The sequence below is a fragment of the Lysobacter terrae genome (genome assembly GCF_054782215.1).
In genome coordinates, this window is record NZ_BAAGSX010000001.1 from 1,441,930 (window position 1) to 1,462,172 (window position 20,243).

The 20,243-nt window shown below is 67.2% G+C and carries 16 protein-coding genes; 14 read left to right on the forward strand and 2 right to left on the reverse strand.

Annotated elements, in window-relative coordinates; all coding sequences use genetic code 11:
* Positions 1–35 precede the first annotated feature (35 nt).
* The 12 genes from scpB (at position 36) to ACYVJ8_RS06720 (ending at position 17,038) form a co-directional block, all read left to right on the forward strand.
* A complete protein-coding gene (gene scpB / locus ACYVJ8_RS06665) occupies positions 36–920 on the forward strand; it encodes an SMC-Scp complex subunit ScpB (RefSeq protein WP_460710485.1) in 885 nt (294 codons plus the stop codon).
* Positions 913–2,637: a pseudouridine synthase gene (locus ACYVJ8_RS06670; protein ID WP_460710487.1), complete on the forward strand. Its 1,725-nt coding sequence runs from the start codon at positions 913–915 to the stop codon at positions 2,635–2,637. The genes scpB and ACYVJ8_RS06670 overlap by 8 nt, the downstream gene beginning before the upstream one ends.
* A gap of 670 nt (positions 2,638–3,307) precedes the next feature.
* Positions 3,308–4,939 carry a TldD/PmbA family protein gene (locus ACYVJ8_RS06675; RefSeq protein ID WP_460710489.1) on the forward strand — a complete coding sequence of 544 codons (1,632 nt, stop codon included), beginning with the start codon at positions 3,308–3,310 and terminating at the stop codon, positions 4,937–4,939.
* A 19-nt stretch (positions 4,940–4,958) separates the two neighbouring features.
* Positions 4,959–6,293: a TldD/PmbA family protein gene (locus ACYVJ8_RS06680; protein WP_460710491.1), complete on the forward strand. Its 1,335-nt coding sequence runs from the start codon at positions 4,959–4,961 to the stop codon at positions 6,291–6,293.
* Positions 6,294–6,299: 6 nt separating this feature from the next.
* Positions 6,300–7,925: a TldD/PmbA family protein gene (locus tag ACYVJ8_RS06685; protein ID WP_460710493.1), complete on the forward strand. Its 1,626-nt coding sequence runs from the start codon at positions 6,300–6,302 to the stop codon at positions 7,923–7,925.
* Positions 7,922–8,617, forward strand: coding sequence for a DUF4159 domain-containing protein (locus tag ACYVJ8_RS06690; RefSeq protein ID WP_460710495.1), 696 nt, complete (start codon positions 7,922–7,924; stop codon positions 8,615–8,617). The genes ACYVJ8_RS06685 and ACYVJ8_RS06690 overlap by 4 nt, the downstream gene beginning before the upstream one ends.
* 23 nt (positions 8,618–8,640) lie before the next feature.
* Positions 8,641–9,651, forward strand: coding sequence for an AAA family ATPase (locus ACYVJ8_RS06695; protein WP_460710497.1), 1,011 nt, complete (start codon positions 8,641–8,643; stop codon positions 9,649–9,651).
* A 30-nt stretch (positions 9,652–9,681) separates the two neighbouring features.
* A complete protein-coding gene (locus tag ACYVJ8_RS06700; protein ID WP_460710499.1) occupies positions 9,682–10,581 on the forward strand; it encodes a DUF58 domain-containing protein in 900 nt (299 codons plus the stop codon).
* On the forward strand, positions 10,578–11,774 hold the full coding sequence (locus ACYVJ8_RS06705; protein WP_460710501.1) for a BatA domain-containing protein: 1,197 nt from the start codon (positions 10,578–10,580) through the stop codon (positions 11,772–11,774). The genes ACYVJ8_RS06700 and ACYVJ8_RS06705 overlap by 4 nt, the downstream gene beginning before the upstream one ends.
* Positions 11,771–14,023 (forward strand): hypothetical protein, encoded by a 2,253-nt coding sequence (locus ACYVJ8_RS06710; protein ID WP_460710503.1) that lies wholly within the window; start codon positions 11,771–11,773, stop codon positions 14,021–14,023. Before ACYVJ8_RS06705 ends, ACYVJ8_RS06710 begins: the two co-directional genes overlap by 4 nt.
* Positions 14,023–15,825: a carboxypeptidase regulatory-like domain-containing protein gene (locus tag ACYVJ8_RS06715; protein WP_460710505.1), complete on the forward strand. Its 1,803-nt coding sequence runs from the start codon at positions 14,023–14,025 to the stop codon at positions 15,823–15,825. The genes ACYVJ8_RS06710 and ACYVJ8_RS06715 overlap by 1 nt, the downstream gene beginning before the upstream one ends.
* 118 nt (positions 15,826–15,943) lie before the next feature.
* Entirely contained in the window at positions 15,944–17,038 is a 1,095-nt protein-coding gene (locus tag ACYVJ8_RS06720; protein WP_460710507.1) for an NAD(P)/FAD-dependent oxidoreductase, read from the forward strand.
* Positions 17,039–17,527: 489 nt separating this feature from the next.
* Here the strand turns inward: ACYVJ8_RS06720 and ACYVJ8_RS06725 are convergent, their stop codons facing one another.
* Positions 17,528–18,169, reverse strand: coding sequence for an OmpA family protein (locus ACYVJ8_RS06725; protein WP_460710509.1), 642 nt, complete (start codon positions 18,167–18,169; stop codon positions 17,528–17,530).
* A 317-nt stretch (positions 18,170–18,486) separates the two neighbouring features.
* Between ACYVJ8_RS06725 and ACYVJ8_RS06730 the strand changes: the two genes are divergently transcribed.
* Positions 18,487–18,705 carry a YHS domain-containing protein gene (locus ACYVJ8_RS06730; protein ID WP_460710511.1) on the forward strand — a complete coding sequence of 73 codons (219 nt, stop codon included), beginning with the start codon at positions 18,487–18,489 and terminating at the stop codon, positions 18,703–18,705.
* 33 nt (positions 18,706–18,738) lie between these two features.
* Here ACYVJ8_RS06730 and ACYVJ8_RS06735 read toward each other — a convergent pair whose 3' ends face one another.
* On the reverse strand, positions 18,739–19,539 hold the full coding sequence (locus ACYVJ8_RS06735) for an amidohydrolase (protein ID WP_460710513.1): 801 nt from the start codon (positions 19,537–19,539) through the stop codon (positions 18,739–18,741).
* 50 nt (positions 19,540–19,589) lie between these two features.
* Here ACYVJ8_RS06735 and ACYVJ8_RS06740 point away from each other — a divergent pair, with 50 nt between their 5' ends.
* Positions 19,590–20,168: a GNAT family N-acetyltransferase gene (locus ACYVJ8_RS06740; RefSeq protein ID WP_460710515.1), complete on the forward strand. Its 579-nt coding sequence runs from the start codon at positions 19,590–19,592 to the stop codon at positions 20,166–20,168.
* The last annotated feature ends 75 nt before the right edge of the window (positions 20,169–20,243 follow it).

A 20,243-nucleotide genomic window follows, 5' to 3' on the forward strand; every position in this document is an offset into this window, starting at 1 on the left:
AACACCCCAACCGTCCACACCGCAATTTGACCCTGATGGACCAAGACCTAATCAACCGTATCGTGGAAGCGGCGCTGCTCGCCGCCAACCAGCCGCTGACGCTGGCGCAGCTGCATTCGCTCTTCCCCGAGGACCAGCCGGCGCCCAACGACGCCGTCGAACAGGCGCTGGAAACCCTGCGTGAAGACTGCGCCGGCCGTGGCGTCGAACTGGTGGAACTCGCCTCCGGTTTCCGCTACCAGGTGAAGGCCGACGTGCATGCGTGGGTCTCGCGCCTGTGGACCGAGCGCAAGACCAAGTACACGCGCGCCACGCTCGAAACGCTGGCCCTGATCGCTTACCGCCAGCCGATCACGCGCGGCGAGATCGAACAGGTCCGCGGCGTGGCGGTCAGCAGCAACATCATCCAGGCGCTAGAAGAACGCGAGTGGATCCGCGTCGTCGGCCACCGCGACGTACCCGGCAAGCCGGCGCTGTACGGCACCACCAAAGGCTTCCTCGACTACTTCGGCCTCAAGCGCCTGGACGAGCTGCCGCCGCTGTCGGAATTGAAGGACATCGGCGAGCTCGAACCGCAGCTGCAGTTCGACAACGTGATCGATCCGACACCGATCGAGGCCGGCGGCATCGGCGCCCAGGCGGGCGTGGAAGCCGAAGCGAGCCACGGCGAGTCCGGAGATTCCGCCGGCGACGTGCGCGATGACGCCGACGATGAAGACACCGCCAGCGATGGCGAACCCGAAGCCGCGACGGGCGAGTCCGCGGCAGACGAGAACGACTTCGTAGCCGCCGCAAGCGATGACGAAGACTACGCAGAAGACGAGCACGACCACGCCGTCGCGATGACGCCCGGCTTTGCTGATAACAGCACCACCGATGACGACGCTTTGGCCTCGTCGGAGCAAGAAAGAAATGACTGAAGAAAAGAGCCGCAAGCTCACCCTCAAGCGTCCCGGCGCCACGCCCGACGCACCCCGTCTCGAAGAACGCCTGCACAAGGTGCTGGCCCAGGCCGGCCTCGGCTCGCGCCGCGCGCTCGAACAGCGCATCGCCGATGGCCTGGTGAAGATCAACGGCGAGACCGCCCAGGTCGGCCAGAGCGTCACCGGCGGCGACAAGGTCGAGATCGACGGCAAGACCTTCGTCGCGACCGCGCTGACCGAACCCGCGCGCGTGCTGATGTACAACAAGCCCGAAGGCGAAGTCACCACGCGCGAAGATCCCGAAGGCCGTCCGACCGTGTTCGAATCGCTGCCCATGCTCAAGGGCGCGCGCTGGATCGCGATCGGTCGCCTCGACATCAACACCACCGGCCTGCTGCTGCTCACCACAGACGGCGAGCTGGCCAATGCACTGATGCATCCCTCGTACGAAGTCGAACGCGAATACGTCTGCCGCGTGCGCGCGCCGGAAGGCCAGGAGGTGGTGCCGGACAACATCGTCGACCGCCTCGCCCGCGGCGTCGCCCTGGAAGACGGTCCGGCGAAGTTCGACGAAATCGAACGCATCGGCGGCAGCGACTCGCACGACTGGTTCCGCGTCGTGGTGAAGGAAGGCCGCAACCGCGAAGTGCGCCGCCTGTGGGAATCGCAGGGCTGCCAGGTCAGCCGCCTCAAGCGCATTCGCTACGGCAAGGTTTCCCTGCCGCGCGAATTGCTGCGCGGTCACTCACAGGAAGTGGCGTCCGACAAGGTCGAGGCGCTGCGCAGCGAACTCGGCCTGGAAAGCGACACGCCTTCGGCATTGACGCTGCAGCCTGTGATCGGCCAGCGCAAGGCGACCAAATCCACGATCGATCTCACCGGCAAGAGCCGTTCGCAAGGTTATGTCGGCGGCCACAACACCGCCGACGAAGGCCGCGAGCTGCGCCGCTTCGACCATGTGCGCGAAGACCGCCGCGGCGGCCGCGGCGGCAAGAAGCCGCACGGCGGCCTGACCGTAAGCGGCGAAATGGCGGCCAAGCAATCGCAGAAGCCGTTCAAGCAGCGCAAGGAAAAGGGTCCCCGGCCGTTGCCGGAAGGCAATCCCGCCGCGTTCCGCACCTGGTACGTGCCGGAAGGCGTCGACACCGGTCCCACCGGTCATCGCAATCCGGAAAACCGCGGTCCGAAGAAGTTCGGCAACAAGCCGCGTCCGGGCGGTGGTGGTTTCGGCCAGGGTGAAGGCGCACGCGGCCCTGGCGGCGGCGGTGGTGGCTACCAAGGACGCGGCCAGCGTTCCGGTGGCGGCGGCTACGGCGGTGAACGTAGCGGTGGTGGTGGCTACGGCGGCGAACGTAGCGGCGGTGGCGGCTACAGCGGCGAACGTAGTGGTGGTGGCGGTTACGGCGGTGAACGCAGCGGCGGCGCCCAGGGCAAGCCGCGCGCACCCAAGCCCTACGGCCATCCGGGCAACGCACCGAACTTCCCGTCCGATCACGCCGGCAGCGGCGGTTTCAATCCGTATGGCGACAAGCCGCGTGGCCCGCGTCCCGCTGGCGGCCGGCCGGGCGGTAACCGTCCCGGCGGCAACCGTCCGGGCGGCAACGCCCCCGGCGGCAAGGGTCCACGTCCTGGCGGCCCGCGCCCGGGTGGTCCGCGTCCCGGTGGCCCGCGCGGTGGTGGCCGTCCGGGCGGCGGTCGTCACTCCGGTGGTTGATCGCACCGCACAATGAAGCAACTCGCGAGGGCGCCTTAGGGCGCCCTTCGCTTTTCTGAGCACTGGGCATTGGGCACTAAAGCGTCGGCTTCGGTAGGACGCGCTGCCTGCCGGGCTGGGGGTTGCTCCGACCCTCCGGACGGCAGTCCTGCCTTTAGTCGGGCCGCGGACCATCCATGGTCCGCTCTCCGCAACCCCCAGCCCGGCAGGCAGCGCTAATCGCGAGCGTGCAGATCGCCGCTTCGAAGAAAAGCGGTGCACTGCTGGGCTCTTCGCTCTTCGCTCTTCCCCGCTTTTTGCCAACGCACCCGCGATGTGTGGGAGGGCAGGCGGTGCCGGTGGGCATGCGTGACTGTCGGCGGCATGGATGCCGCCGACCAAGCCTCCATGGACGGATTCACGGCGTGTCACGCATGCCCACCGGCACCGCCTGCCCTCGCCGATACGGCATGGCTGCCGCCGACAAACCTTCATGGATGGATCGCCTTTGCTGCGCGGCATCACATATTCGTTTGCACCAATAGCTGCTTCGTTCACACCGAAGCCGCGATAGCCCATTAGTCACCCTTGACGCCCTCGCGTAGCGGCGGCGAAAGTCGCCGAGCACCCTCTTTCTACTTGCGCGCCTGCAGGCATGACGCCGTCGGGCCCACAACAGCGGAGCATCGCGATGCAAAGACGTGATTTTCTCAAGGCTTCGGGCTTCGGCCTCGCCGGCCTTACGCTTCCGTTCTACGGCAATGCCATCGCCGCCGAAGACCTGCTCACCAGCCTCGACGTCGGCATGAAGAAGTCGATCGCCGACGCCGCCATGCAGGCGGCGCGCGATGCCGGCGCGACTTACTGCGACGTGCGCGTCGGGCGCTATCTGCGCCAGTTCGTAATCACCCGCGAGAACAAGGTCCAGAACGTCGTCAACACCGAATCCACCGGCGTTGGCATCCGCGTGATCGCCAACGGCGCCTGGGGCTTCGCCGCGACCAACGACCTGTCGCCCAAGAGCGTAGTGAAGGCCGCGCAACAGGCCGCTGCGATCGCCAAGGCCAATTCGGGCACGCGCACCGAGCCGGTGCACCTGGCCAAGGCGCCAGGCGTGGGCGAAGTCGCGTGGAAGACGCCGATCAAGAAGAATTCGATGGCGGTGCCGCTGAAGGACAAGGTCGACCTGCTGCTCGGCGCCAATGCCGACGCGCTCAAGGCCGGCGCCGACTTCGTCAACTCCATGCTGTTCCTGGTGAACGAGCAGAAGTACTTCGCCTCCACCGACGGCTCCTACATCGACCAGGACGTGCATCGCATCTGGGCGCCCTTCACCGTCACCGCGGTGGACAAGGAAAGCGGCAAGTTCCGCACCCGCTCCGAACTCTCTTCGCCGATGGGCATGGGCTTCGAATACCTCGACGCCGATCCCTCGCAGAAGTTCGTCTCGCCCAACGGCGTCGTCAACTACGGCCGCTCCTACGATCTGCGCGAGGACATCGTCGCGGCCGCCAAGCAGGCGCGCGCCAAGCTCAAGGCGCCGTCGGTGAAGCCGGGCAAATACGACCTGGTGCTCGATCCTTCGCACACCTGGCTCACCATCCACGAGTCCGTCGGCCACCCGCTCGAACTCGACCGCGTGCTGGGCTACGAAGCGAACTACGCGGGCACCAGCTTCGCCACGCTCGACAAGATGAAGGACAAGTTCAAGTACGGCAGCGACAAGGTCAACATCTTCGCTGACAAGGTGCAGCCGGGCAGCCTCGGCGCCGTCGGCTTCGACGACGAAGGCGTCAAGACCAAGCGCTGGGATCTGATCAAGAACGGCGTGCTGGTCGACTACCAGGCGATCCGCGACCAGGCGCACATCCTCGGCAAGAGCGAATCCGACGGCTGCTGTTACGCCGACTCGTGGTCGAGCGTGCAGTTCCAGCGCATGGCCAATGTCTCGCTCGCGCCCGGCAAGGACAAGCTCAGCGTCGCCGACATGATCAAGGACGTCGAGAACGGCATCTACATCATCGGCGACGGTTCGTTCTCGATCGACCAGCAGCGTTACAACGCGCAGTTCGGCGGCCAGCTGTTCTACGAAATCAAGGACGGCAAGATCACCCAGCAGATCGAAGACGTCGCCTACCAGCTGCGCACGCCGGAATTCTGGAATGCCTGCGCGGCGGTCTGCGACGAGAGCGACTACCGCCTGGGCGGATCGTTCTTCGACGGCAAGGGCCAGCCGGGCCAGGTGTCGGCGGTGTCGCACGGTTCGGCCACCGCCCGCTTCAACGGCATCAACGTCATCAACACGGCCCGTTCGCTCGGCTGATCGACTTTAGGAGAACCCGATGAGCATCTTTACCGAAGCCGAAGCCAAGGCCATCCTCGACAAGGTCGTCAAGCTGTCCAAGGCCGACGAGTGCACCGCCACGCTGACCGGCTCCACCAACGGCAACGTGCGTTTCGCCCTCAACAACGTCACCACCAGCGGCATCGTCGACAACGTCGACCTGGCCGTGCAGGTCGCGTTCGGCAAGCGCGTAGGCGTGGCGACGATCAACTCCTTCGACGACGCCTCGCTGGAACGCGTGGTCCGCCGCGCCGAAGACCTCGCCCGCCTCGCGCCGGAAAACCCGGAATTCATGCCGGCGATTCCGAAGCAGACCTACAAGCCGACGCCGACCTTCGACGCAGGCACCGCCGCGATCACCGCCGACTACCGCGCCAAGGTCGCCGCCGATTCGATCGCGCCGTGCAAGGCCGACAAGCTGGTCGCCGCGGGCTTCCTCAGCGACAACGTCAACTTCTTCGCCTCCGCCAACAGCAACGGCAACTTCTGCTATCAGAAGGCGACGGGCGTGGACTACACCTGCACCGTGCGCACCGACGACGGCCACGGTTCGGGCTGGGTTGCCCGCAACCTGCGCGACGTCGAGCGCTTCGACGCCAGCCGCGAGATCCGCACCGCGATCCGCAAGGCCAAGGATTCCGCCGAGGCCAAGGCGATCGAGCCCGGCAAGTACACCGTGATCCTGGAACCGGCCGCGTCCGCCGGCCTGATCTCCTTCATGATGTTCTCCTTCGACGCGCGCCAGGCCGACGAAGGCCGCAGCTTCCTGTCGAAGAAGGGCGGCGGCAACAAGCTCGGCGACCAGGTCTACGACAAGCGCGTGAACATCTGGGCCGATCCGTGGGACGCCGACTCCGCGGTGTATCCGTGGGACGAAGACGGCCTGCCGCGCGAGAAGACGCCGATCATCGAAGACGGCAAGGTGTCCTTCCTGCAGTACTCGCGCTACTGGGCGCAGCAGAAGGGCAAGCGCGCCGTCGGCCAGCCCGGCAACCTGATCATGGCCGGCGGCGACAAGTCGACGGCCGACCTGATCCGCGGCACCGAGAAGGGCATCCTGGTCACACGTACCTGGTACATCCGCATGGTCGATCCGCAGACCGTGCTGCTCACCGGCCTGACCCGCGACGGCACGTTCTACATCGAGAACGGCGAGATCAAGCATCCGATCAAGAACATGCGCTTCAACGAATCGCCGGTGATCATGCTCAACAACATCGAAGAGCTGGGCAAGCCGGTGCGCGTGGGCGACGACGAATCGCCGTTCGTGATGATGATCCCGCCGATGAAGCTGCGCGACTTCACCTTCACCTCGCTCTCGGATGCGGTGTGACCCATCGTGCAGCGCCGTGACTTCCTGAGCCTCTCGGGGCTCGGCCTTGTCGGACTGCTGCTGCCGTACGGCCGCAGCATCGCCGCCGAAGCCCTGCTGGAACCTGCGGATACAGCGCTGCGTCGACAACTCGCCGATGCAGCACTGGCCACCGCCCGCAAGGGCGGTGCGAGCTATTGCGACGTACGCGTCGCCCGCTACCTGCGCCAGTCGATCATCACCCGCGAAACCCGGGTGGAGAACGTGGTCAACAGCGAGTCCGCGGGCGTCGGCGTGCGCGTGCTCGCCGACGGTGCCTGGGGTTTCGCCGCCACCTACCGGCAAACGCCCGAGGCCGTGGTCGAAGCCACGCGCTCGGCGCTCGCGATCGCCCGCGCCAACGCGAAGACCTCCAGCCGCAAGGTCGAACTCGCGCCCGTGCGCGGTGTCGGTGAAGCGCGCTGGGCCACGCCGATCCGCAAGAACGGCATGGCCGTGCCGCTCAAGGAGAAAGTCGATCTGCTGCTCGGCGTGAATGCCGCGGCGATGAAGGCCGGCGCGGACTTCTTCAATTCCACCCTGTTCCTGATCAACGAGCAGAAGTACTTCGCCTCCACCGACGGCAGCTACATCGACCAGGATATCCACCGCATCTGGCTGCCGATCACCGCCACCGCGGTGGACAAGGCCAGCGGCAAGTTCCGCACGCGCAATGGCCTGTCCGCGCCGATGGGCATGGGCTACGAATACCTCGACGCCGATCCTGCGGGCCGTTTCGAACAGCCGGGCGGCATCGTCGGCTACGGCCGCAGTTACGACGTGATGGCCGATGCGCTGGCCGCCACGCGCGATGCGCGCGCCAAGCTCAAGGCGCCGTCGGTGAAGCCGGGCAAGTACGACCTGGTGATCGACCCGAGCAACCTGTTCCTCACCATCCACGAAAGCGTCGGGCATCCGCTGGAGCTCGACCGCGTACTCGGTTACGAAGCCAACTACGCCGGCACCAGTTTCGCCACGCTGGACAAGCGCGACGCGGGCTTCCATTTCGGCAGTCCGATCGTGAACTTCGTCGCCGACAAGACCCATGCGGGCAGCCTCGGCGCCGTCGGCTATGACGACGAAGGCGTGAAGACCAAGCAGTGGGACCTCATCCGCGACGGCGTCCTCGTCGACTACCAGGCCACGCGCGACGAAGCGCATATCCTCGGCCACGCCGAATCGCACGGCTGCAGCTACGCGGACTCGTGGTCGAGCGTGCAGTTCCAGCGCATGGCCAATGTCTCGCTCATGCCGGGCAAGCAAACGTTGAGCGTGGCGGAGATGGTCAAGGACGTCGAGAACGGCCTGTACATCCATGGTCGCGGCTCCTACTCCATCGACCAGCAGCGCTACAACGCGCAGTTCGGCGGGCAGCTGTTTTACGAAATCAAGAACGGACAGGTCACCGGACTGGTCGAAGACGGGGCCTACCAGATCCGCACACCGGAATTCTGGAATGCCTGCGTGGCGATCTGCGACGAACGCGATTTCCGCCTCAATGGCTCGTTCTTCGACGGCAAGGGCCAGCCCAGCCAGGTTTCCGCGGTGTCGCACGGCGCCAGCACGGCGCGCTTCAACGGCATCAATGTCATCAATACCGCGCGGTCGTTATGAACCGCGCGCAGTTCCTCCGCCTGTTGCTTACGGGCGCGACGGCCGCGGCCGTGGCGCCGCTGGCGCAGGCGGCCGGCGCCTACGATTTTCGCTTCACCCGGCTGAAATACGAATCCGGTGACTGGGACGTCGACCAGCGCATGCCCTCCAACCTGATCACCGCGCTGATCGACTACACCAACCTGCGCGTGGACCCCAAGGAGCATGTCGTCGCGCTGTCCGACGCGCAGATCTTCAGCGCCCCCTTCTGCTATCTCGCCGGCCACAAGCTGGTCGAATTCAATCCGGCCGAGCGGCGTAATTTCGAACGCTACGTGCGCAACGGCGGCTTCGTCCTCGTCGACGACTGCAACCACGATATCGATGGCATGTTCGCCCGTTCGTTCGAAGCGCAGATGCGCTCGATCTTCGGCGAGACGGCACTGCGCAAGCTGCCGGCGAATCACCCGCTCTACCGCAGCTTCTTCAAGTTCGACGGCCCGCCCGCGACCGCGCTGGAACTCAACGGCTGGGGCGACGACATCGTCCACGAATACCTCAAGGGCATCGAGATCGACGGCCGCCTGGGCGTTCTCTACAGCAACAAGGACTACGGTTGCGAATGGGATTACGACTGGCGCAACAAGCGTTTTCTTGCCGAGGACAACACCAAGTTCGCGGTGAACATCGTGATGTACGCACTGAACAACTAATGGCCGAGTAGCCAGGAACACCCATGAACGACACCCTCACCGAAGCCGGCATCCGTACGCGACTCGCGCAGATCACCACGCTGCGCCAGGCCATTGCGCAGGCCATCGTCGGCCAGGAAACCGTGGTCGAGCAGTTGCTCATCGGCCTGCTCGCCGGCGGCCACTGTCTGCTCGAAGGCGTGCCCGGTCTGGGCAAGACGCTGCTGGTGCGCTCGCTGGGCCAGGCGCTGGAGCTGCAGTTCCGCCGCGTGCAGTTCACGCCCGACCTGATGCCCAGCGACATCCTCGGCACCGAGATCCTGGAAGAAGACCACGGCACCGGGCGGCGTCTGTTCAAGTTCCAGCCCGGCCCGATCTTCACCAACCTGCTGCTCGCCGACGAACTCAACCGCACCCCGCCGAAGACGCAGGCCGCGCTGCTCGAAGCGATGCAGGAACGCACGGTGAGCTACGCCGGCGTGACCCACACCCTGCCCGCGCCGTTCTTCGTGCTCGCCACACAGAATCCGATCGAACAGGCCGGTACTTATCCATTGCCAGAAGCGCAGCTCGACCGCTTCCTCCTGCACGTGCGCGTCGATTATCCCGACGAAGCCGAGGAGCGCAGCATCCTCGCCCAGACCACCGGCACCCGCAGCGCCGACGTGCCGCGGGTGATGTCGGGCGAGGACGTGCTCGAACTGCAGGCGCTGGTGCGCCACATCCACCTGGGCGACGACCTGCTCGCGTGGATCACGCGTCTGGTGCGCGCCACGCGTCCAGGCTCGTCCAAGGATGGTGCCGAGGCGCCCGCGGACATCCGCCAGTGGGTGAAATGGGGCGCGGGTCCGCGCGCCGGGCAATCGCTGGTGCTCGCCTCCAAGGCGCGTGCGCTGCTGCACGGGCGCCTGGCAGCCACGCGCGACGACGTCTTGGCGCTCGCTGCACCGGTGTTGCGCCATCGCATCCTGCTCTCCTTCACCGCCGAAGCGGAACAGAAGAGCACCGACGACGTCGTCGCCGCGCTGATCCGCAGCGTGCCGTTCGGCGCGTGACGATCGCTCGGGTCTGCTGAGTCAGTCGCGATGTCGGCTCCGGATTTCATTCCGCGCGAGGTACGCGCCCGCCTGAAGGACGTGCGCCTGATACCGCGCCGCGCCACCGGCGCGCACGGCTTCGGCCTGCACCGCAGCGTCAGCCGCGGCGCCGGCCTGGAGTTCGCGCAGTACCGCGCCTACGAACCCGGCGACGAGCTGCGCCAGATCGACTGGAAGCTCTATGCGCGCTCGGACCGCTTCTTCGTGCGCGAATCCGAACGCGAGAGTCCGATTCCGGTCTGGCTGCTCATCGATGCCACGGCCTCGATGGCGCAAGGCGATGAGGCACGCAAACACTGGACGCGACTGGATGCCGCGCGCGGCCTGGCCGCCTGCCTGATCGAAGTCGCGCTGCGCCAGGGCGATCGCTTCGGCATCGCTTCGCTGGGTGGGCACGGCCTCGAGGTCGTGCCCGCCAATGCCGGACTGCGCCACCGCGACCGTTGCCTGATGGCCCTGCGCGAACTGCGCGCGGCCGGGACCTGGCCCGAGGAGACGACGCTACGCCCGCTGTGGGAGCGCATCGCGCCTGGCGCACTGGTGGTGATGCTCGGCGACGGCTTCGACGACAACGCCATCGCGTTCGCGCAGCGCCTGTCCGCTGCGCGTCGTGAGGTCGTGTCCATCCGCATCCTCACTAGCGAAGAGCGCGATTTCTCGTTCCGCGGCGGGCATCGTTTCGTCGACGTCGAATCCGGGGCCGAGCTGCTCACGGATGCGCCTTCGGTACGCAGCGAATTCCTCGCCCGCTTCACCGCGGCGCGCCGCGCCCTGGCGCTGCAGCTCGCGGCCAACGGCATCCGGCAGGTCGAATACGTCCTGGACGAAGCGCTGGATGCGCCCTTGCGGCGGCTGTTCGCCATGTATGGGGACACCGAGTCGGCATGAACTTGGCCTTCGCGCTGCCGCTGGGACTTGCCGCGCTCGCTGCGGTGATCGTGCCGCTGCTGATCCATCTACGCCGGCGCAGCGAGCAGCACCGCACCGCGTTCGCGGCATTGCGCTGGTTGCCGGCGCGTGCGCGGCCACGCACGCGGCTGCGCTTCGAGGAGTGGCCGTTGTTGCTGGTGCGGATACTGCTGCTAGTCGTATGCGCGCTGCTGCTCGCGCAGCCGTTGTTATTCGGCGGACCGCAGGCGAAGCGTTGGCTGGTCGTAGTGCCTGGCGCGGACACCGGCGCCGTTCCGCCAGCCGACGCCTTTCACGGCGAACGTCGTTGGCTGGCGCCCGGCTTTCCCGAGCTGGAACGCCGCGAGCCCGCGCGTTCGCAAGCCGTCGGCAGCCTCCTGCGTGAACTCGACGCGGCCCTGCCTGCCGACACGCAAGTCACGGTCGTCGTACCTGCCCTGCTCGACGGCGCGGATGCGGTCGCGCCGGTTTTGCATCGGCGCGTGGAGTGGCGGGTAGTAGCCAACGCCACACCGGAATCGCCCGCGTCCGTTTCCCAAACCAATGAATCCACGAAGCGCCCGCCGCTGATCATTCGCTATGCGACGAACGACGCCGCGGGCCTGCGCTATCTGCGCGCGGCCGCGATCGCCTGGCAGGCGACGGCTTCGCCTGCGGGTAAAGCGTCGAACGATCAAGTGGACGTGGGCGCCACTGCACAAGCATTGCCCGCAACCGACAAACCACTGGTGTGGCTCGCATCGGACGCCTTGCCGCCGGCACTGATCGATTGGGTCGACAAGGGCGGCGTGGTGTTGGTCGATGCGGCGGCGCAGGTGCCGATGCCGTCGGATACGAGTGTTCCGCTCTGGCAGGACGCCGCCGGTGCGACGCTCGTCCGCGGATGGGCGCACGGCCGCGGACGCATCCTGCAGTGGACCCGAGCGTTGACGCCTTCGGCCCTGCCGCAACTGCTGGAAGCGGACTTTCCGCAACGGCTGTGGGCGCTGTTCGCACCCGCTGCACCGTTGCCGACCCGCGTAGCCGCACAGGACTACGCGCCGCGTACCGGCGCGCGCGCCTGGCCGGAGCAGCCGCGTGACTTGCAGCCATGGCTGATCGTGCTGATCGCGGCACTGTTCGTTATCGAGCGCCTGCTCGCCACCGCGCGTCGCGAGGCGGCGCCGGCATGACGACCTCGACGGTCTCGCTGCTGTCTTCGTTGCTGCGTGCATCGCGACTGCGCGTGGCGGCCCGCGCGTTTGCGTTCGCGCTGCCCGCGGTCGCGGTGCTGGTGGCACTCGCATGGCGCTTGGGCGGCACACCGTGGGCGTGGGCGACGCTGGTCGCCGGCCTGGTTATTGCCTGCGCGGTCGCTGCGTTCGCGATGCGCCGCATCGGCACGGACTGGCTGGCCCGGCGCCTGGATGCGCGCGACCCGCGCATGGACGATAGCGCGGCGCTGCTGTTCGTCGATGCCGCGCACCTCACGCCACTGCAACGCTTGCAGCAGGAACGGCTTCGGCAACGCTTGCAACTCGCGCCGTCACCCGACCTGCGACCACAGTGGCCGATGTCGCGACTCGTGGGCTGTACGTTGCTGGCCGTCGTGCTGGCGGCAGGCTTGCTGCTGTGGCCGCGGCACTCGGCTTCGCACGCCACCGATTCCGCTGCGGCCTCTGCGCCAAACGACAAGACGCGTCCGGATCACACGCGCGTGACGCAGGTGCGCTTGCAGATCACGCCACCCGCGTACACGCAGCTGCCCGCGCACAACGAGGCGACTTTCGAAGCGAAAGTGCCCGAGCGCTCACAGGTGCGCTGGAGGTTGCAGTTCGATCCTATGCCGAAGAGCGCGGCCCTCGCCTTCCACGACGGCCAGCGCATCGCGCTGGTACGCGACGGCGATACGTGGACCGCCTCGCGCCGGATCGATTCGCCCCTGCTGTACCGCATCGTGCTCGACGCTGCGCCGCCGCTGCGCCCCGATCGCCTGTATCGCCTGGATGTCGCGGCCGACCAGGCGCCGCAGGTCAAGGCGCTGACGCCGGAAGACACGCTGACGCTGCGCCGCGAAGGGCAACGCGACTGGAGTGTGTCCTTCGAAGCGCAGGACGATTACGGGCTCGCAGCCTCCGCGCCGCTGCGGATCACCCTTGCGCAGGGCGAAGGCGAATCCATCCGCTTCGAGGAGCGCATGCTGGTGCTCGCCGGCCAGGGCAGCGCGACGCGCAAGCGCTATACGCATCGCTTCGACATCGCGGCGCTGGGACTGGCGCCGGGCAGCGACTTCGTCGTGCAGCTCGCGGTCACCGACAACCGCGCGGCCAGTCCGCAGACCACGCGCAGCGCGAGCTACATCCTGCGCTGGCCGCCGGAAGACACGACCGAAACCAGCGGCCTCGACGGTCTGGTCAAGAAGGCGCTGCCGGCCTACTTCCGCAGCCAGCGACAGATCATCATCGACAGCGAAGCCCTGCTCGCGCAGCGCCGCAAGCTCGCCGCGGAGCAATACCTGGAACGTTCCGACGGCATCGGCGTCGACCAGCGCCTGTTGCGCCTGCGCTACGGTCAGTTCCTCGGCGAAGAATCCGAAGGGGCACCCAAGCGCCCACTGCCCACCGCCGAAGCCGATGCGGAGCCCGTCGCGCCACCGCGCCCCCTGTTGCCCACGGCCGACGCCGAAGACGAAGCCGATGCGGCACGCGCACAGGCGCCGCGCGAGCAACCGGCGCATGAAGAACGCGCGTCCACGCCGACCGCGGACGCGCACGACCACGAAGACGCCAGCAGTCCGACGGTCTTCGGCCAGGCCGGCGACGTGCTCAGTGAATTCGGCCACACCCACGACAATGCCGAAGCCGCGACCCTGCTCGATCCCGAAACGCGCCGCACGCTGAAGTCGGCGCTCGACCAGATGTGGCAGGCGGAACTGCATCTGCGCCAGGGCCGCCCCGATCTCGCCCTGCCCTACGAATACAAGGCGCTGGACTACATCAAGCAGGTCCAGCAAGCCGGTCGTATTTATCTGGCGCGCGTGGGCTCCGAATTGCCACCGATCGACGAAAGCCGGCGCCTCAGCGGCGAACGCAACAACCTCGCACCGCGCGGCGATCTGTTGACGGCCGCGACGCCCGCGTCGCCCTTGCTGGATACGCTGTGGCGCGCACTCGCCGTGCCGCCGGGCCGCACCGCGCCGGCACTCGACCTCGATGGGGCCGAACGCTGGCTGCGCGCGAACGAGCGCCGCATACCCGATGCACTGGGCGTGATCGCCGCGATCGATGGCGTGCGCAGCGATCCGGCGTGCGCCGCGTGCCGGCAGTTGCTGCGCAGCCGCTTGTGGCCGTTGTTGAAACGTCCACCGGCGCAGCCCGCGCCTCGTCCGCAGCCGGATCGCAGCGGCCAGGCGTATCTCGACGCGTTGCAGGAGCGGCCGTGATGGAAATGCAACGGTGGGCCGTGCTGCTTCTGGTGTTCGCCGTCGTCGTCGGCAGTGCCCGCGCGTCGTGGTTCGCGTGGCGCCGTACACCGCGTCCGCTGGCCTGGCGCGTCGCGGTGCTCTTGCTGCTGCAACTGGCGTCGGCGGCGCTGCTTTACCGCACGCTGTTTCCGCCGGCCATCAAGACCGGCAGCGAAACCTTGGTGGTAGCCACCGCTCTGGCGCCGTCCGATCTCGGCACGACGCTGACAGCGAACGAGCGCCTGGTATCGCTGCCCGAAGCCGGCGCGACAGCATCGGCGGAGCCCGTTCCCGACCTCGCCACCGCGCTGCGGCGCCATCCCGACACCGCGCGTCTGCGCATCGTCGGCCGCGGACTTACGGCGCGCGATCGCGACAGCGTGCCGGGCCTGCCCTTCGATTTCGTCGCCGCGCCGCTGCCTCGCGGACTCATCGAGCTTCCGGCTTCGTTGCGGGCGCAGTCGGGCGCGGACTTCGCGGTAAAGGGACGCATGCATGGCGTCGCGAGCGGCCACGTCGAGCTGCTCGATCCCGCCGGCCAGCGCATCGACCGGCAACCGCTGTCAGCGGATGGCCGCTTCGTGCTGACCGGTGCGACGCGCACGGCGGGCTTCGCCGAATTCCGCGTACGTGTCATCGATACGCAGGGCGAAACCGTCGAAGAAGCCGCATTGCCTGTCGACGTCTTCGCCCCGACGCCGATGCGCGTGCTCGTGCTCGCCGGTGCTCCGGATGCGGAAGTGAAATACCTGCGCCGCTGGGGCCTGGACAGCGGCGTACGCATGACGGCGCAGATCCAGCTCGGTGCCGGTTTGCAGCTGGGCGACGCGCCGATCGCCTTGAATGCGGCGACGCTGAAGAACTTCGATGCCGTGGTCACCGACGAGCGCGCATGGGATGCGCTCGGCGAGGCACGCCGTCGCGTGCTGCTCGACGGGGTGCGCAACGGGCTTGGTCTACTGTTGCGAATCGATGGTGCACCGCCGGCAAACGTGCGCAACGCGCTGGCGGTCTCGGGGTTGCGCATGGCCAGCGACGGCTCGCCGGCGACATTCAAGCTGCCGGAACAAGATGGCGACGAATTCGCCGCGGCCCGCCTCGGCCCGGGTTCGGCGGATGCGCCGACCGCCATCGCCACCGATCGGCTTCCCGAACTCTCGCGCCAACCGCTACGAATCGATGCCCAGGTCTGGCTGCGCGACGACGCGGGGCGGGCGCTCGCCGCATGGCGTCCATTGGGCCGCGGCCGCATCGCCGCCTGGTTGCCGATGGATACGTTCCAACTCGTACTGGCCGGTCGCGACGATCTGCATGCGCAGCTATGGAGCGACGCTGTGGCTGAAGTCGCGCGCCCGCTCGCGCGTCCGGCGCTCGCCGTTCCCACGGATGGGCGCCAGGGCACGCGCATGGTCTTGTGCGGACTGAAGGATGGCGCGAGCGTTGCTGCGTTGGGCGAGCAAGCCGACCCGCTTCTGATCGATCAGGCCACCGGTTCGGCCCGTTGCGCCGGTTATCGGCCGCGCAGGTCCGGCTGGCACACGCTGCACGACGGCGCTGCGAGCGCTGCATTCTTCGTTCGTGATGCGCAGACTTTGCCTGGCATCGCCGCGCGGGAAATCCACGACGCAACCCAGCGTCTAGCACTGCAACCGGCGAGTTCTGCCGGCTCGATGACGACGGCGCCGGGAAGACGCTGGCCCTGGTTCCTCGCGTGGCTGCTCGTTTCTGCCGTGCTGTGGTGGCTGGAGCGTTCGCGTCTTGGCCGCAGGCGACTCGTTTAGCCCCGGCATGCAGCGGGATTGAGCTGCGCGGCCACACTTCGCATCCGCTTCACACAGCCGCCCCAGCCGCTTCGCAACGCGGCGCGATCCTGCCTCCATCACGACTCGGCGGCAGGCAATGGCAGCAGGTTTCTTCGATTTCGATGTTCTCGTCGTCGGTGCGAGCTTCGCCGGCGCGGCCACCGCCCTCGCCGCGGCGCAACGCGGCCTGCGCGTGTGCGTGCTCGAACGCAAGCACGATCCGGGCGACAAGCTGCGCACCACCGGCATCATCGTGAAGGAAGCCGCCGAGCAGACCCTGCTAAATCAGCTCCCCGCGCACCTCACCCGCCGCATCGAGCAGGTGCGCTTGTACGCGCCCAGCCTCAAGCAGATCGCGCTGGCCGCGCCGGGCTATTACTTCCTCACCACCGACACGCCCGGCGTGATGCGCTGGCTCGCGGACGAGCTGCGCAACAACGGCGTCGACTTGCGCCTGGGCACGGCCTTCACCCGCTGCGAGCGCATCGACGGGGGATGGCAGATCGAAGGCGTGGGACGCACGCGTTATCTGGTCGGTGCCGACGGTGCGCGCTCGCGCGTGGCCGAGCGCTGCGGGCTGGGCCACGTGCGCCAGTTCCTCTACGGCATCGAATACGAATTTCCAGGCGCACGGCTCGCCGACGACGACGCCCTGCACTGCTTCATCAGCAAGCGCTACGCACCCGGCTACATCGGCTGGGTGGCGCAGAGCCCGACCGGCGTGCAGGCGGGACTCGCACTGCGCCACGACCCGGCCCATCCACGCGTGCCGGACATCGACGGTTTCCTGCTACGGGTCGGCGTGGCCGGCGGCCTGCCGCGTCATCTGAAACCCGGCCACACGCGCGCCGGATTGATTCCCTGCAGCGGGCCGGTGCAGCACATGGCCGACGCGCGCGTAATCCTGACCGGCGACGCCGCCGGCATCGTGTCGCCGGTGACCGCCGGCGGCATTCACTCCGCCTGGGAACACGGCTGGACCGTAGGCCGCGCGATCGCCGCGCATCTGCGCGATGACGGCCCGTCGCCCGAAAGCATCGCCATCGAATCCGCGCCGCGCTTCCGTACCAAGCGCGCTCTGCGCTGGGCTTACGACAAGTTGCAGTTCGATTGGCCTTTCGATTTGCTGCTGTATTCGCCGCCGCTGCGGTGGGCTGCGGAGCAGGTCTACTTTCACAAGCGGCGCTGTTGACTTTGAGTTGACGTGCGTCGGCGGTGGCTATCTCGGCACGGGCAGGCGGCGCCGGTGGGTAGTCGCGACACGCCGTGAATCCGTCCTTGGAGGCTTGGTCAGCGGCATCCATGCCGCTGACAGTCGCGCCTACCCACCGGCACCGCCTGCCCTCCCACTCATCTCGGGCGCTTTGATTAAGTGCTAAAGGCAACTCGCTGCGCTCGCTCCCCTCATCTGCCCTTCGGGCATCTTCTCCCCGCGCGCGGGGAGAAGAAGGGCTCCGGCGCCGAAGCGGCGCGCTGCACGCTCGCGATAAGCGCTGCCCGATGGGATGGGGGTGCGGAGAGCGGACCAGGATGGTCCGCGGCCCCGACTAAAGGCAGGGATGCCGTCCGGAGGGGCGGAGCACCCCCGTCCCGTCGGGTAGCGCGTCCTACCGAAGCCCAGACGCTCTTAAGAAGCCCAGACGCTCTTAATAAACGTAAACGTCAAAGGCGCGAACCAACCTCACATCCCAGAGTTCGTCTGCGGCGCCTGCTCCGGCTGCGGCTGCGGTTGCGGTTGCTCCATCGGCGCCGCCGCCGGCATCGCCTGCGCACCCGCGTAGTCGATCACCAGCGAAACACGGCGATTGTCGCGCCCGGCCTCGCCGACCGCACCCGGACGCACCTGGCGGTTGCGCGATTCGCCATAGCTCACCGCACGTATCTGCGCGTCATTGATGCCGCCGGTGCCGACAAGGTAGTCGCGCACGGCCTCGGCACGGCGCTGACCTAGCCGCTGGTTGTAACCAGTGGCGCCCGACGGATCAGCGAAGCCTTCCACAGTCACCACCGCATCGGTGTGACTGGTCTTTATCACGCGCGCGAAGTCGTCGAGCAGCGGCTTGTCCTGATCGCTCAACACGGATTCGTTGGTGGCGAAGTGCGCACTGGCATCCACGCGGATGCGTCCTTGCATCTCCGTGACCAGCGCATCGTGTTTGCGGCCCAGCTCATCGATCTGCTGCTGCAGATGCTGGTCGGCCGCACGCAACTCGGCGACGGTCCGATCGAATTCGTCGCGCTTGATGTAGCTGGCGCAACCGGAAAGCGTGACCGTCGCGACGGCGGCGGCAAGGGCGGTACTGCGAAGGATGTTGCGGGGCATGGCACTCTCCAGTCGATGACACGCCCATCGCAAAAACTCGAAAGCCTCATTGGGAAGGCGCAGGGGGATTCATTAATGGAGGAAGATGAATCGCATAGCGGTTGTTAACGTCATGTTTGAATGCGGGCCTTCGCGTAAGCGACCGTTCAGTGCGAATGAAATTCGCCGAGACACCCGAGAGAGGGATTGACCGTATCGGCCACGGACGCACACTGCGCTACAACCTCGGCCGTCATGGCCGCGTGACGCATGGGCGACGCGGCCAGGCGTGATGAGAGGTTCGCGAATGAGACGACAGCCCGTCGTCCAGGTGCTGCATGCTCGGAGGAGCGACCGTGGAACTCTCCCGACCTCACATTGCCTCCACGCGGCCATGGTGCGCGCCGGTCGATCTCGTGTGCGGACTGCCGGTCGAACCCGTGCCGATTCCGTATCACTTGGATTACGCGGATCAGGATTACTACTTCTGCTCGCTGCGGTGCTTGCAGAAGTTCAAAGCAGAGCCCGCGCGGTACATCGGCGATCCGACGTCGTAGCCGTCACCGTGGCGTGCACCAGCGCCGCATTGCTCACCCCTGCAGCGTAAACGCATCCCCGTCCAGCATCGCCGGGAACCGTTCGCGGTGTTCCAGCAATGGCGCCGCCTGCAACAGCATCGTGGAGACGACCTCCTCGTCGGTCGCCTCGGTCAGCGGATGGCCGAGGAAGTCGACGATGGCGCTATCGCCGGAATAATGCAGGCCGTTGCCGTCGGTACCGACGCGATTGACGCCGGCGACGTAGCACAGGTTCTCGATGGCACGCCCGCGCAGCAAGGTCTTCCACGCATAGTTGCGCGCGGAGGGCCAATTGGCGACGTAGATGAGCAGGTCGTAGTCGAGCCCGCCCGCGCGCTCCACGTCGAAGCGGTTGCGCGAGTACACCGGGAAGCGCAGGTCGTAGCAGACCAACGGGCAGATGCGCCAGCCCTTCCATTCCACCGTGAGGCGGTCGCGGCCGGCGGCGTAGCGCTCGTGCTCCTTGGCGTAACGGAACAGATGGCGCTTGTCGTAGCTGCGCACTTCGCCATCGGGCGTCACGAACAGCATGCGGTTGTACACGCCCTGCCCATCGCGGATCTGCACGCTGCCGCAGATGGCGGCATCGATGCTGTCGGCCTGCTCGCGCAACCAGTCGATGGTCGGGCCCTGCATGGTCTCGGCATCGGCGATCGCGTCGTTGCTGAAACCGCTGGTGAAGGTCTCCGGCAAGATGACCAGGTCGGTGGTGTTGTGCAGGGGCTCGATCAATGCGGCGTAATAGTCGCGGTTGCCGGACGGGTCGTGCCAACGGGTTTCGCCCTGGACCAGGGAGACGCGGAGATTCTTCATGGCGCGCACTTTAACGCCGGCCGATTGATGCGTCATGCCAACATCGCCCCATGACCGAGTTGCGTACCCGCCCCTTGCGACGCACCGACTGGCCCGTCATCGAGGCCTTGTTCGGCGCCAACGGCGCCTGCGGCGGATGCTGGTGCATGTGGTGGCGCGTGCCCATGGGCGGCAAGACCTGGGACGAGGCGAAGGGCGCTCGAAATCGCAAGGCGTTTCGTGAGCTGGTCGAATCCGGCGAGGCCTCGGGCGTTCTCGCCTTTGATGGCGACACGCCAGTCGGCTGGTGCTCGATCGCGCCCCGCCCCGTCTTCCCACGCCTGGAACGCAGCAAAGCGCTGAAACGCGAGTGGAAGGCGACGACGTGGTCGCTCAACTGCCTGTACGTGCCGGCGCGCCACCGCGACCGCGGCGTGGCCAGGCTGCTGGTCACGGCGGCCGTGGACCTCGCCAAAGCCCGGGGAGCCGCGGAAATCGAGGCCTACCCCCAGGCGGTACGGGCCGGCGAGCGCCAGGCAGGCGCTTTCGTGTGGACCGGAGTTCCCGCCCTCTTCGAGCCGCTGGGCTTTCGCCCGGTTGTGAAACCCGAGCGCGGCCGCACCTTGTATCTGCTTCCGTTGCGCCGGTAACCATTTGCGGCACCGCAACATGGAAGCCCATAATCGGGCTGTTCCGGCCGCGCGCCGGCTTCGCCCTATTTCTTT